Below are 13,471 nucleotides of genomic sequence, written 5' to 3' on the forward strand. Positions count from 1 at the left end.
TAATCGCGCTGCTAACCGGCCCGACAACAGGGGGGACTGGCAACGTCGCCGCCCCTTCTTTGCATGACCGGCAAATCAAGTGTGGAGGACGGCAAGCGCGTGGAAACTAGCAGCGGTATTCAAGCCAGCCTCAGCGGCCGCTATGCGGTGGCGCTGTTCGATCTGGCCCGCGACGCGAATGCGCTCGACACAGTGGCGCAAAGCCTTACTGCGTTGAAGGCCGCGCTCGCTCAATCCCCTGATTTCAGGGATCTTATCAACAGCCCGGTGTTGAGCCGCGATGCAGCAGGCAAGACGATCGGCGCCGTCGCATCCTCCATGGGGACAGACGGGCTGACGACGAAATTCCTGGGTGTCCTCGCCCAGAACCGTCGCCTGTCGCAACTGCCCGCCGTCATCCGCGCCTATGAAACGCTGCTGTCGAATCACAACGGCGAGGCCCGTGCCGAAGTGACCAGCGCGCATCCGCTCGACGAAACACAGATCGCTGCGCTGGCGCAAAACCTGCGCGCGCGCGTTGGCCGCACGGTTGCCGTCGATGCAAAGACAGACCCCGCGATCCTGGGCGGGCTGATCGTCAAGATCGGCAGCCAGATGATCGACAGCTCCATCCGCACTCGTTTGAATAGTCTCGCCACGGCGATGAAAGGCTGAACATGGATATCAACGCCGCAGAAATTTCGAAGGTCATCAAGGACCAGATCGCCAATTTCGGCACCGAAGCGCAGGTTAGCGAAGTCGGTTCCGTGCTGACCGTGGGTGACGGCATCGCCCGCGTCCATGGCCTCGACAACGTCCAGGCGGGCGAAATGGTCGAATTCGCCAATGGCGTTCAGGGCATGGCGCTGAACCTGGAAGCCGACAATGTCGGCGTCGTGATCTTCGGCTCGGACAGCGAGATCAAGGAAGGCGACACCGTCAAGCGCACCGGCACCATCGTCGACGTTCCCGTCGGCAAGGGTCTGCTGGGTCGCGTCGTGGATGGCCTGGGCAATCCCATCGACGGCAAGGGTCCGATCGTGTCCGACCAACGTATGCGCGTCGAACGCAAGGCACCCGGCATCATCCCGCGCACCTCGGTCCATGAACCTGTCCAGACCGGCCTCAAGGCGATCGACACGCTCGTTCCCGTCGGCCGTGGCCAGCGCGAACTGATCATCGGCGATCGCCAGACCGGCAAGACCGCCGTCGCGATCGACACCTTCATCAACCAGAAGGCCGCCAACGCGGGCGATGACGAGAGCAAGAAGCTCTACTGCATCTATGTCGCGATCGGCCAGAAGCGCTCGACCGTCGCACAGATCGTCAAGCAGCTCGAAGAAAATGGCGCGATGGAATATTCGATCGTCGTCGCCGCGACCGCTTCGGAACCCGCGCCGCTCCAGTATCTCGCCCCCTATACCGGCGTGACCATGGGCGAATATTTCCGCGACAACGGTATGCACGCCGTCATCGTCTATGACGATCTGTCCAAGCAGGCCGTGGCCTATCGCCAGATGTCGCTGCTGCTGCGTCGTCCTCCGGGCCGTGAAGCCTATCCGGGCGACGTCTTCTATCTGCACAGCCGCCTGCTGGAGCGCGCTGCCAAGATGAACAAGGAAAACGGCTCCGGTTCGCTGACCGCTCTGCCGATCATCGAGACGCAGGCGGGCGACGTGTCGGCCTACATCCCGACCAACGTGATTTCGATCACCGACGGCCAGATCTTCCTTGAAACCAACCTCTTCTACCAGGGTATCCGCCCGGCAATCAACGTGGGCCTCTCGGTGTCGCGTGTCGGTTCCGCCGCGCAGACCAAGGCGATGAAGAAGGTGTCCGGCTCGATCAAGCTGGAGCTGGCGCAGTATCGCGAAATGGCCGCCTTCGCCCAGTTCGGTTCGGACCTCGACGCTTCGACCCAGAAGCTGCTGAACCGTGGTGCGCGCCTGACCGAGCTGCTCAAGCAGGCGCAATTCTCGCCTTTGCCTTTCGAGGAACAGACCGCGTCGATCTTCGCTGGCACCAACGGCTATCTGGACGCGATCCCGGTCAAGGACGTGAACCGCTACGAAGACCTGATGCTGGCCTATCTGCGCCACGATCATGCCGACGTGCTGACCATGATCCGCGATACCAAGGATCTGGGTGACGAAGCCAAGGGCAAGCTCAAGGCCGCGCTCGACAGCTTCGGCAAGACGTTCGCGTGATTTGATGAAGGCCGCCGGGTGACCGGCGGCCTCCCTACACTGAATTCGGGATTGAGATGGCAAGCCTCAAGGAACTGAAGATCCGCATCGGGTCGGTCAAATCGACCCAGAAGATCACCAAGGCGAAGCAAATGGTCGCCGCTGCGAAACTGCGCAAGGCGCAGGCCGCAGCGGAAGCCGCGCGTCCCTATTCCAGCCGTCTGGAAGCGGTCGTCGCTTCGCTCGCCTCGAAAATCGCGGGCGGTTCGGGCGAAGGCGCGTCGCCACTGCTGGCTGGCACCGGCAAGGATCAGGTTCACCTCCTCGTCGTCGCCAACTCCGACCGTGGCCTGGCGGGCGCGTTCAACGCGAACATCGTCAAGGCCGCCCGGCTGAAGGCGGACGAGCTGACGCGGCAGGGCAAGACGGTGATCTTCTACCTGATCGGTCGCAAGGGCCGCCCGGTCATCAACCGCCTCTTTCCCGGCGCCATCGTCGGCCAGTTCGATACCACCGGTGCCAAGCAGCCCGGCTATGATCAGGCGCAGGCCATCGCCAATGAGCTGACGACGATGTATCTGAACGGCAAGTTCGACATCGCGCATCTCTTCTACTCGCGCTTCAAATCTGCGCTGGCGCAGATTCCGACCGAACAGCAGATCATCCCGGTCAAGATCCCGGCGGATGCTGATCGCAACGCCATCGGCGCGACGGTCGAATATGAACCGAGCGAAGAAGCGATCCTGGACGAGCTGCTGCCGCGCAACATCGCGATCCAGCTGTTCAAGGCGCTGCTGGAAAACAACGCATCCGAACAGGGCGCGTCGATGACCGCAATGGACAATGCCACGCGCAACGCCGGCGATCTTATCAGCAAGCTGACCATTCAGTATAACCGCAGCCGTCAGGCCGCGATCACCACCGAACTGGTCGAAATCATTTCGGGCGCGGAAGCGCTTTAAGTACACGCACGCAAGGAAGCAGTCATGGCAACTACCAACAATGTAGGCCGCATCTCACAGGTCATCGGCGCCGTCGTCGACGTGACCTTCCCCGATGCGCTCCCGTCGATCCTGTCGGCGCTGGAAACCAGCAATAACGGCCAGCGCCTGGTGCTGGAAGTCGCCCAGCATCTGGGTGAAAACACCGTCCGCACCATCGCGATGGATTCGACCGAAGGTCTGACCCGTGGCCAGGAAGTCACCGACACCGGCGCGCAGATCAGCGTTCCCGTCGGCCCGGCCACGCTCGGCCGCATCCTCAACGTCATCGGTGAGCCGATCGACGAGCGCGGCCCGGTGCAGACCGACATGCGTTCGCCCATCCATGCCAAGGCACCCGAATTCATCGAACAGTCGACCGAAAGCTCGATCCTGGTCACCGGCATCAAGGTCATCGACCTTCTCGCCCCTTACGCAAAGGGCGGCAAGATCGGCCTGTTCGGCGGCGCTGGCGTGGGCAAGACGGTTCTCATTCAGGAACTGATCAACAACATCGCCAAGGGCCATGGCGGCACGTCGGTGTTCGCGGGCGTGGGTGAACGTACCCGCGAAGGTAACGATCTCTACCACGAATTTCTCGACGCAGGCGTCATTGCCAAGGACGCCGATGGCAACGCCATTTCCGAAGGGTCCAAGGTCGCTCTCGTCTATGGTCAGATGAACGAGCCGCCGGGCGCCCGTGCGCGCGTCGCCCTGTCGGGCCTGACCATCGCGGAATATTTCCGCGACGTCGAAAATCAGGACGTGCTGTTCTTCGTCGACAACATCTTCCGCTTCACGCAGGCAGGCGCGGAAGTGTCCGCTCTGCTCGGCCGTATTCCTTCGGCCGTGGGCTACCAGCCGACCCTGTCGACTGACATGGGCCAGTTGCAGGAACGCATCACCTCCACGCACAAGGGGTCGATCACCTCGGTGCAGGCCGTCTATGTTCCCGCGGACGATCTTACCGATCCGGCACCGGCAACCTCGTTCGCGCATCTTGATGCGACGACCGTTCTTAACCGTGCGATTTCGGAACTGGGTATCTACCCGGCGGTCGATCCGCTCGACTCCACCAGCCGCGTGCTGGAGCCGCGCACCGTGGGTCAGGAACATTACGACACGGCCCGCGCCGTCCAGTCGATCCTCCAGAAGTATAAGTCGCTTCAGGACATCATCGCCATTCTGGGCATGGACGAGCTTTCGGAAGAAGATAAGCTGACCGTCACCCGCGCCCGCAAGCTTCAGAAGTTCCTATCGCAGCCGTTCCACGTCGCCGAAGTCTTCACCGGCATCAGCGGCAAGTTCGTGGCCGTCGAAGACACCGTCAAGTCGTTCAAGGCCGTGGTCGAAGGCGAATATGACCATCTGCCCGAAAACGCCTTCTACATGGTCGGCGGGATCGACGAAGCCATCGAAAAGGCCAAAAAACTGGCCGCCGAAGCGGCATAAAACCGATACTTCCCCTCCCTTCAAGGGAGGGGATTGAGGGGTGGGTGGCGCGCGCAGCGGGCCTGCCCCCTTCTCGTTCAGGGCGCCTCGCCGTCGATCAGGGGCTGGGACTTGGATAGTGGCACTGCATTTTGAACTCGTGACCCCGGAAAAGCTCGTCCGTTCGCAGGACGTCTATCAGGTCGTGGTGCCAGGCACCGATGGCGATTTCGGCGTGCTGGAAGGCCATGCGCCCTTCATGTCGACCGTGCGCGACGGCAGCATCCAGATTTACGCCACGGCCGGCGCAGTGCCCGAAATTCTGCCGGTCCAGGGCGGCTTTGCCGAAGTGAATGAAAAGGGTCTGACGATTCTCGCCGAAAAGGCAGGCTGACCGTCCACCACCCCATCACTGACATTCTCGACAAGGGGCGCTTTCCGCGCCCCTTTTCTTTGCCCTGAACAGCGCGAAAATGACCCACAATATTGCCCTGTGGTGCAATATTGTGGGTGCTGCTGTTTTTGCGACTCTATGTCCATCTCGCTGTCGCCAAATGCGTGGCATCCGCTTGATCTGCATCGGCAATCTCACGCCCGTCATGCGCCCTTCGCTTGGTGGCCCATTCTCTCATTTTTTCCCGACCATATTCGCCGTGCGCCATTAGCCATTTGTCAAAGTTTCCACTTTATTCACCTTGATCAACCCTATCTGACCGGCATTTGGCCCGGTCGTGACATGCAGGCGGAGAGCTATGAGCGCCTTTGGACGGAAAAATGGACCTGCCGGCATCAAGTCTGGCTTTGGCGTTGCCCGGCCAATGCAGGGCGGCGCGCCCAAGGAGGAATTGCGCGGCGGCGATCAATTCCCGCCGCTGGATATTGCCGCGCTCCCCGGCGAATCGACCTTCGACCCGCTGGCCGCCCCGACCAGCCAGATGCAGCGCAATGCCGATGCGATGAACCGCCTGTCGGACCGCGCCAATGCCGAACATGTGGCCGACGCCGGGCCGCAGGGCTTTGAAGCCAGCGTCCACAAGATCAAGGAACAGGTGCTTCCCCGCCTGCTGGAACGAGTCGACCCCGAAGCGGCCGCCACCCTGACCAAGGATGAACTGGCGGAGGAATTCCGCCCGATCATCATGGAAGTGCTGGCCGAACTGAAACTCACTCTTAACCGGCGCGAACAATTCGCGCTGGAAAAGGTGCTGGTCGATGAACTGCTGGGCCTCGGCCCGCTCGAAGAATTGCTGTCCGACCCGGACATCACCGACATCATGGTGAACGGCCCGGACCAGACCTATATCGAAAAAAAGGGCAAGCTGCTCATTGCCCCGATCAAGTTTCGCGATGAGGAACATCTGTTCCAGATCGCCCAGCGCATCGTCAGCAAGGTCGGCCGCCGCGTCGATCAGACGACCCCACTGGCCGACGCCCGCCTGCCCGATGGCTCGCGCGTCAACGTGATCGTTCCGCCGCTCAGCCTGAAAGGCACGGCGATCTCGATCCGTAAATTCTCGGCCAAACCGATCACCATCGACATGCTCGCCGGCTGGGGCGCAATGTCGCCCAAAATGGCGACCGCGCTCAAGATTGCGGGTGCCTGCCGTTTCAACATCGTCATTTCAGGCGGCACGGGTTCGGGCAAGACGACCATGCTCAATGCCCTGTCGAAGATGATCGATCCGGGCGAGCGCGTGCTGACCATCGAGGATGCGGCCGAACTGCGTCTGCAACAACCCCACTGGTTGCCGCTGGAAACCCGCCCTGCAAATCTGGAGGGCAATGGCGCGATCACGATTGGCGATCTTGTCAAGAACGCCCTGCGTATGCGCCCCGACCGCATCATCCTGGGCGAAATTCGTGGCGCGGAATGTTTCGATCTGCTCGCCGCGATGAACACCGGCCATGACGGCTCCATGTGTACGCTCCACGCCAACAGCCCCCGCGAATGTCTTGGCCGTATGGAAAATATGATCCTGATGGGCGACATCAAAATCCCCAAGGAAGCGATCTCCAAACAGATCGCCGATTCGGTCGATCTGATCGTTCAGGTAAAGCGCCTGCGCGACGGTTCGCGCCGCGTCACCAACGTAACCGAAGTCATCGGGATGGAGGGCGACGTCATCGTCACCCAGGAACTGTTCAAATTCGAATATCATGATGAGGATGACAGCGGCAAAATCGTGGGCGATTATCGCTCCATGGGCCTGCGCCCCTATACGCTCGACAAGGCGCGGATGTTCGGTTTCGACCAGCCGTTTCTGGAAGCCTGCCTGTGAACCTATGCTGTAAGGAATGATGGCTGGCGGGGATTTCCCCTCCAGCCCCCTTGCGTCGCGTCACCGCTGACGGCACATCATCCTCCTTCCGTTTTTGAAGAGAGGATCCCTGATGAACCGTCTCGCCCGCGCGCTGCTGTTGGCCACTGGCCTTGCCCTGCCCGCCCTGCCGCTTGCCGCGCAACATGCCGACCATGGCGCGCACAAGGCCGCCGACCCGATCGCCGCCGCCATTGCCGCGCCGACCCGCACCCCTGCCAATGTCGCGCGCGACCGCTATCGCAACCCGTCGGAAACGCTGGCGTTCTTCGGTATCAAACCGACCCAGACCGTGCTGGAATATTCGCCCGCCGGAGGGTGGTACACCGAAATCCTCGCCCCCCTGCTGCGTGACAAGGGCAGCTTCTACGCCGCCCAGTCGGCCGGCAAGGGCTTCGATAATCTCAAGCTCAAGCTGGATGCTGACCCGGCCACTTATGGCAAGGTCAAGCTGGTCCCATGGACTGTCCCACTTGCCGCTGTCCCCAACGCCAGCGTCGACACCGTGCTGACTTTCCGCAACGTCCATAATATGGTGATGGGCGGAACCGAGGCCGCGACGTTCAAAGCCTTTTTCGACGTGCTGAAACCCGGCGGCACATTGGGCATCGTCGATCATCGCCTGCCCGAAGCACGCGACAGCACGCTGGAAAAGAGCAGCGGCTATCTCAAGGTTTCCACCATCCGGCGCATCGCGGAGGCTGCCGGCTTCCAATATGTCGGGGCGTCGGAAGTGAACGCCAATCCGAAGGATATGTCCGACTGGGCCAAGGGCGTGTGGACCCTGCCCCCGGTGCTGACCAACAAGGATGTCGATCGTGAGAAATATCTCGCCATCGGCGAAAGCGACCGCATGACCCTGAAATTCCGCAAGCCGGTCAAATAATCCGGCACCGCCTTAACCCGGTTGCGCACAGGCGGAACCGGGTTAAGGCACGTCCGTGACCGTCCCACCACCTTCCGACCGACCGCACCGGCCCTTTTTCGCTATTGGCCTGCGCCTGACGGCCGTGATTTGCCTGTCGATCATGTTCGTGACCGTTCGGCTGGCCAATCAGCGCGGCGTCCATATCGTCGAATCGCTATTCTATCGGCAAGCGCTGGCCCTACCCTTCGTGCTGGCATGGGTCGCGATGGCCGGTGGACTGGGCGCATTGCGCACCCGCCGCATCGGTGTTCACGCCAACCGCATGATGCTGGGCCTGATGGGCATGACGCTCAATTTCCTGTCCTACATCCTCCTCCTTCCGGCAGAAGCAGCAACGATCGGTTTCACCATGCCGATCTTCGGCACGATCCTGTCCGCCCTGATCCTGCGCGAGGTCACGGGCATCCATCGCTGGAGCGCGGTGCTGCTGGGCTTTGTCGGCGTGCTGGTGATGGTCCGGCCAGACGCTGGCCATTTCCCGATGCAAGGCGTGGCCGTTGCCATCGCGGCGGCTGTCGTGACCGCCAGCGTCAGCCTGGTGCTGCGCGAACTGGGCCGCACCGAAAGCGCGGGCGTCGTCGTCTTCTGGTTCACGGCGCTGTCCATGCTGCCGCTGGGTATCGCCATGCCCTTCTTCGCGCAGATGCACGATCCGCTGACCTGGGGCTTGTTGCTGCTGATCGGGCTGTTCGGCGGCGTGGCGCAGATTTGCCTGACCGCCGCGCTGCGATGGGGTCCGGTATCGGTTGTGCTGCCGATGGACTATAGCGCGATCATCTGGACCACGTTGCTGGGCGTGGCGATCGGCGAGGATTGGCCGATGGCGACGACATGGATCGGCGCAACCCTCATCATCGCCAGCGGCCTCTATATCGCCTGGCGCGAACATGTCCGCGCCAGGCAGGCAGGGCGTTAACCCAGCAATTCCGCGCTCAGGCTGATGTCCGCCTTCAACAGCTTGGAAATCGGGCAATTGGCCTTCGCCTTGCCCGCCAGTTCCTGAAAGGTCGCATCGTCGGTGCCGGGAATGGTCGCTTTGAGCGTCAGGGCGCTGGCCGTCACCGCAAAGCCATCGTCCAGCTTTTCCAGCGTCACGACTGCACTCGTTTCCATCTTCTCCGCCGTCAGCCCGGCTTCACCCAGGATCAGCGACAGCGCCATCGTGAAGCAGGAGGCGTGCGCGGCTGCGATCAATTCTTCGGGGTTGCTGCCCGGCACGCCCTCGAACCGCGTGGCAAAGCCATAGGGATAGGCATCCAGCGCGCCGCTTTGGGTCGAAATCGTGCCCTTGCCATCCTTCAGTCCGCCTCTCCATGCCGCCGAACCGCTACGATTGATTTTCATGTCGATGCTCCGTGTAAAACCGGGTTGTAGGACGGTCGGGGAACCCGCGTGGCTCCCCATGGTTGCATACCCATCAGAACATTGATGCAGGAGAGTGACAATGACTGACTTGGCACATGACCACAACAGCGGCCTGATCGCGTCGGATCGCGTCGAAGGCACCGCGGTGTATAACCGACAGGGCGAAAAACTGGGCCGCATATCGAACTTCATGGTGGACAAGGCGAGTGGACAGGTGCGCTACGCCGTGCTGTCGTTCGGCGGGTTTCTGGGCGTGGGACATGATCATTATCCCCTGCCCTGGTCGATGCTGAACTATGACACGCAGCAGGGCGGCTATGTGGTCGAACTCGACAAGCAGGTGCTGGACAATGCGCCGCGCTACAACACAGACCAGCGCCCGGATTATGACGATGGCTACGGCCGCAACGTCTACAAATATTATGGCCTGATCTACCCCTGGTGACCAGTTTGAACGGCGCGGAGATGCCCTGCGTAGCCCCGCGCCGTCCTTGCCGGACGACCAACCAACCGCCTGCCCATATTCCGACACATTTGGTCGCGCACCTATTGTCTACTATAAGAATAGAATTATGGTCAGAGCCTCGACAAGCAGGATGAGGATCAGATCATGGAGCGATTCGGATTTTCGGGTGACACGCGCCAGCCGGTCGTGCTGACTATCCCCGGCCTCAACAATAGCGGGCCAGGACATTGGCAAAGCCTGTGGGAAGACACGCGCGGCGATTGCCAACGAGTGGATCTGGGTAGTTGGGCCAGCCCCAATCGCAATGCCTGGGTAACCCGGCTCGATGCGGCTGTCCGCGAAGTGGATGGGCCAGTCATTCTGGCCGCGCACAGCCTTGGTTGCCTTGCCGTCGCATGGTGGGGCGCGTTGCAGAGTCAGGCCTATGGCTGGCCTGTGACCGGCGCTTTATTGGTCGCTCCGCCAGATTGCGACCGGATGGAAACGCCCGAAACCATCGGCGGCTTCGGCCCCACCCCGCGCGTGCAATTGCCTTTCCCCTCGATCATCGTGGCCAGCCGCGACGATCCCTATATCTTCTTTGAACGTGCGCACAGCATGGGCAAGAATTGGGGCAGCGAGTTCGTCGATGCAGGTCATGCCGGACATATCAACGCCGATTCAGGGTTAGGCGCTTGGCAGGCGGGCCAGACGCTGCTGGAACGGTTGATCGACAACGCGCAGGAACAGGCGTCGGCCGTGCGGCAACAACGCCCCGCCATCCCTATGGCCCCGTCCGCGCGCAAGCCGACGAGCTGGTCGGCAACTCGATAAGCTCACCTTCCAAGGGGCGCGACAAGAGAAACTTGCGCGCCCCTTATATTTGCTTTTTTGTCTATCAATCAAGTTGAGATAATAAGCGGGCAGAGGTTAGATATGACAGACACCAGACCCAATGATTTGCGCAACGGCCGCACCGATCCGCAGCGGGCCGACATCGCGACCAGCATCGACAAGGTGCGCAGCGTCCTTGGTGACCTGCGCTTCGGGTCCATCACGCTGACCGTTCATGACGCCCGTGTGGTGCAGATCGACGTGACCGAAAAGACGCGCCTTACCGCCTGACAGGCAGTGTAGGAGCGCGCAGAACTAACGGGTCGCCATGACCCGTGCGGCCGGGGATGATCCGCAACTATCACTATCATTCCCACTTTCTACAGGCTTTGACCGGACCACCGGAAACGCCGCGATCGACAAAACCACCGGACATCCGGAAAAAGGGGACTATCATGATTGCGCGTTTTCTGTTGCTCGCCAGCGTGGCGAGCGCCTCCTTCGCCGTGCCTTCCGCCTTTGCGCAGGATGCCGCGCCTGAACAGGCCGATCCCGCCGTCCAGCCGCAAAATCCGCGCGGCGACGTCATCGTCGTGACGGCGCGCCGTCGTCAGGAAACCGCGCAGGAAGTGCCACTCGCCATCTCCGTCATACGGGGCGACAGCATCGAAGCGACGGGCAATTTCAACATCGTCAAGCTGCAACAGCTTGCCCCGACATTGCAGGTCTATACGTCGAATCCGCGCAATACTTCGGTCAATATCCGTGGCCTTGGCGTGCCGTTCGGCCTGACCAGCGACGGCTTTGAACAGGGCGTGGGCATCTATGTCGACGACGTCTATAATTCGCGTGTCGCCGCCGCGACCTTCGATTTCCTCGACGTCGCGCAGGTCGAAGTGCTGCGTGGGCCGCAAGGCTCGCTTTATGGCAAGAATACGACGGCCGGGGCGATCAACATCACAACCAACCAGCCGACCTTCGATTTCGAAGGCCGTGCCGAACTGACCGTGGGCAATCTCAATTACAAGCAGGCCAAGGCCGCTATATCCGGCCCGCTGTCGGACACGATCGCCGCGCGCATCGCCATCGCCTCTACCACCCGCCGCGGCACGATCTACAATGTGACCAGCCAGCGCTGGATCAACGAGCAGGACAATCTGGGTATTCGCGGGCAATTGCTGTTCAAACCCAACGAAGACCTCAGCATCACGCTGGCGGGTGATTATAGCAAGCAGGATCCCGAAGGCTATGGCACCGTCTTCGTGCGCGTAGGCCGCACCCAGCGTGCGCTTAACCGTCAATATGACGCACTCGTCGCGGCGGCCAATGCCGCTGGCCGCGCCTATCAGGTTCCCAGCCGCAATCCCTACGACCGGCTGACCGATCTCGACAGCAATTTGAACGCGGGCAACAAGATTGGCGGCGCATCGCTCAAGGCAGTATGGGATCTGGGCGCTGGCACGCTGACATCGGTCACCGCCTGGCGCTTCTGGGACTGGAAGCCAGAGAATGACCGCGATTTCACCGGACTTTCGATCGTTTCCCGGTCGCAAAATCCCTCGCAGCAGGATCAGTATAGCCAGGAATTGCGCTATAATTACACCAGCGACAGAATCGATTTCGTACTGGGCGCCTTCGGCTTCAAGCAGCGGATCGACACGCAGGGAACAGAATCCCAGGGCATAGACGCCAGCCGCTGGAGCCTGACCGGCGCGCAGGCGGCCAACGCCAGCATTCTCGATGGCCTGACCGCATCCAACACCCAATATCTCAAAAGCACCAGCGCCGCCCTGTTCGGGCAGGTCAGCTGGAAAGTGACCGACGCGCTGACCATTCAGCCCGGCGCGCGGCTCAACTATGACAAGAAGTCGGGCTTTTACGAACGTATCGTCACCAATGGGCAGGGCCAGGTCATCAGTTGCACCCCCGTCCCGGCCGCAGGATCGGTTCTGGCGGCGCAATGCGGCGTATATCAGCCGCAAAGCACGTCGCCTTCGGTCAGCAAATGGAATTTCAGCTACGACTTCAACGTCAATTACAAGATCGCACCGGACATCCTGGCCTATGCGACCTATGCCAAAAGCTTCAAGACCGTCGGCATCAACCAGAACGGCCTGCCGCTGAACAGCGTCACTAACCTGCCGGACCTGTCCGCCAGCACGGTGAAGCCGGAATCGGTCAATCATTATGAAATCGGCATCAAGACCCAGTTCTGGGATCGCCGGGCAACCTTCAACCTCACGGCCTTCCGCACCGATATCAAGGATTTCCAGGCGACGGTGAATGGCGGGCAGTTCGGCACGGTGCGCGGCTATCTGGCCAATGCGGACAAGGTTCGGTCGCAGGGCATAGAGGCCGACTTCAAGATCGCGCCAAGCGAACGGTTCAGCGCCTATGCCAATGGCGCTTACACCGACGCAAAGTACAAGAAGTTCACCAACGCCCCCTGCCCGCCCGAACTGTCCGGCGGCACATTGCAGGCGGTCGGTGCAACGCCTGACTATTCGCAGCCCGGCGTCGCCGGCGCGCTTAGCCCGCGCCAGTGCGACATTTCAGGCCAGGCTCTGCCCGGCGTATCGAAATGGGCCTTCTCCTACGGCGCGGAAGTCAACACGCCGGTCACGTTGCTGGCAAAGGAAGGGCAAATCTATCTGGGCGTCGATGGCAATTACCGTTCGCATTTCCAATCGAACGCTTCGCCCTCCATCTACACCCGGATCAACGGCTATGCCCTGACCAACGTGCGCGCCGGTTTCCGGGGCGAAGGCTTCGACGTGTTCGGTTGGGTCCGCAACGCTTTCGACGTGAATTATATGGAACTGCTTCAGGTGGCGCCGGGCAATGTCGGCCTGATCGCCGGTCAACCCGGTGATCCGCAGACCTGGTTCGGGACCATCAAATTCTCGTTCTGACGATCTCACCCCGTGCGGGCGGCCTTTCGCCCGCACAACCTGCAAGGAGCGGGAGCGGCGGTCATGCCGCTCCCGCTCTTGTGATATTTGCGA

The 13,471-nt window shown here is 61.3% G+C and carries 13 protein-coding genes; 12 read left to right on the forward strand and 1 reads right to left on the reverse strand.

All coding sequences use genetic code 11. From position 1 onward, the window contains the following. Positions 1 to 99: 99 nt before the first annotated feature. The 8 genes from SPBM01_RS09510 to SPBM01_RS09545 all read left to right on the forward strand — a co-directional run bounded on the left by SPBM01_RS09510 (position 100) and on the right by SPBM01_RS09545 (position 8,738). Positions 100 to 654, forward strand: coding sequence for a F0F1 ATP synthase subunit delta (locus SPBM01_RS09510; protein ID WP_188065262.1), 555 nt, complete (start codon positions 100 to 102; stop codon positions 652 to 654). A 2-nt stretch (positions 655 to 656) separates the two neighbouring features. Continuing rightward, positions 657 to 2,186, forward strand: coding sequence for a F0F1 ATP synthase subunit alpha (gene atpA, locus SPBM01_RS09515; RefSeq protein WP_188065263.1), 1,530 nt, complete (start codon positions 657 to 659; stop codon positions 2,184 to 2,186). 56 nt (positions 2,187 to 2,242) lie between these two features. Beyond that, positions 2,243 to 3,127, forward strand: a complete 885-nt coding sequence (locus SPBM01_RS09520) for a F0F1 ATP synthase subunit gamma (RefSeq protein ID WP_188065264.1) — start codon at positions 2,243 to 2,245, stop codon at positions 3,125 to 3,127. A 24-nt stretch (positions 3,128 to 3,151) separates the two neighbouring features. After that, positions 3,152 to 4,597, forward strand: a complete 1,446-nt coding sequence (gene atpD / locus SPBM01_RS09525) for a F0F1 ATP synthase subunit beta (RefSeq protein WP_188065265.1) — start codon at positions 3,152 to 3,154, stop codon at positions 4,595 to 4,597. A 118-nt stretch (positions 4,598 to 4,715) separates the two neighbouring features. Then, a complete protein-coding gene (locus SPBM01_RS09530) occupies positions 4,716 to 4,970 on the forward strand; it encodes an ATP synthase F1 subunit epsilon (RefSeq protein WP_188065266.1) in 255 nt (84 codons plus the stop codon). 358 nt (positions 4,971 to 5,328) lie between these two features. Beyond that, on the forward strand, positions 5,329 to 6,855 hold the full coding sequence (locus SPBM01_RS09535) for a CpaF family protein (RefSeq protein ID WP_188065267.1): 1,527 nt from the start codon (positions 5,329 to 5,331) through the stop codon (positions 6,853 to 6,855). Positions 6,856 to 6,967: 112 nt separating this feature from the next. Further along, a complete protein-coding gene (locus SPBM01_RS09540; RefSeq protein ID WP_188065268.1) occupies positions 6,968 to 7,780 on the forward strand; it encodes a class I SAM-dependent methyltransferase in 813 nt (270 codons plus the stop codon). A 55-nt stretch (positions 7,781 to 7,835) separates the two neighbouring features. After that, positions 7,836 to 8,738 carry a DMT family transporter gene (locus SPBM01_RS09545; protein WP_188065269.1) on the forward strand — a complete coding sequence of 301 codons (903 nt, stop codon included), beginning with the start codon at positions 7,836 to 7,838 and terminating at the stop codon, positions 8,736 to 8,738. Here SPBM01_RS09545 and SPBM01_RS09550 read toward each other — a convergent pair. Further along, positions 8,735 to 9,166, reverse strand: coding sequence for an OsmC family protein (locus SPBM01_RS09550; RefSeq protein WP_188065270.1), 432 nt, complete (start codon positions 9,164 to 9,166; stop codon positions 8,735 to 8,737). The two genes, SPBM01_RS09545 and SPBM01_RS09550, sit on opposite strands and share 4 nt — an antisense overlap. 100 nt (positions 9,167 to 9,266) lie before the next feature. Between SPBM01_RS09550 and SPBM01_RS09555 the strand changes: the two genes are divergently transcribed. The 4 genes from SPBM01_RS09555 (at position 9,267) to SPBM01_RS09570 (ending at position 13,378) form a co-directional block, all read left to right on the forward strand. Next, positions 9,267 to 9,632 carry a PRC-barrel domain-containing protein gene (locus SPBM01_RS09555; protein WP_188065271.1) on the forward strand — a complete coding sequence of 122 codons (366 nt, stop codon included), beginning with the start codon at positions 9,267 to 9,269 and terminating at the stop codon, positions 9,630 to 9,632. Between the two features lie 165 nt (positions 9,633 to 9,797). Next, positions 9,798 to 10,466, forward strand: a complete 669-nt coding sequence (locus SPBM01_RS09560; RefSeq protein WP_188065272.1) for an RBBP9/YdeN family alpha/beta hydrolase — start codon at positions 9,798 to 9,800, stop codon at positions 10,464 to 10,466. 102 nt (positions 10,467 to 10,568) lie between these two features. Continuing rightward, positions 10,569 to 10,757 carry a YezD family protein gene (locus tag SPBM01_RS09565; protein ID WP_188065273.1) on the forward strand — a complete coding sequence of 63 codons (189 nt, stop codon included), beginning with the start codon at positions 10,569 to 10,571 and terminating at the stop codon, positions 10,755 to 10,757. Between the two features lie 164 nt (positions 10,758 to 10,921). Then, complete coding sequence (locus tag SPBM01_RS09570) at positions 10,922 to 13,378, forward strand: TonB-dependent receptor (protein WP_188065274.1); 2,457 nt, start codon at positions 10,922 to 10,924, stop codon at positions 13,376 to 13,378. Positions 13,379 to 13,471 lie beyond the last annotated feature (93 nt).

It is taken from the genome of Sphingobium sp. KCTC 72723 (assembly GCF_014280435.1).
Taxonomy (GTDB): domain Bacteria; phylum Pseudomonadota; class Alphaproteobacteria; order Sphingomonadales; family Sphingomonadaceae; genus Sphingobium.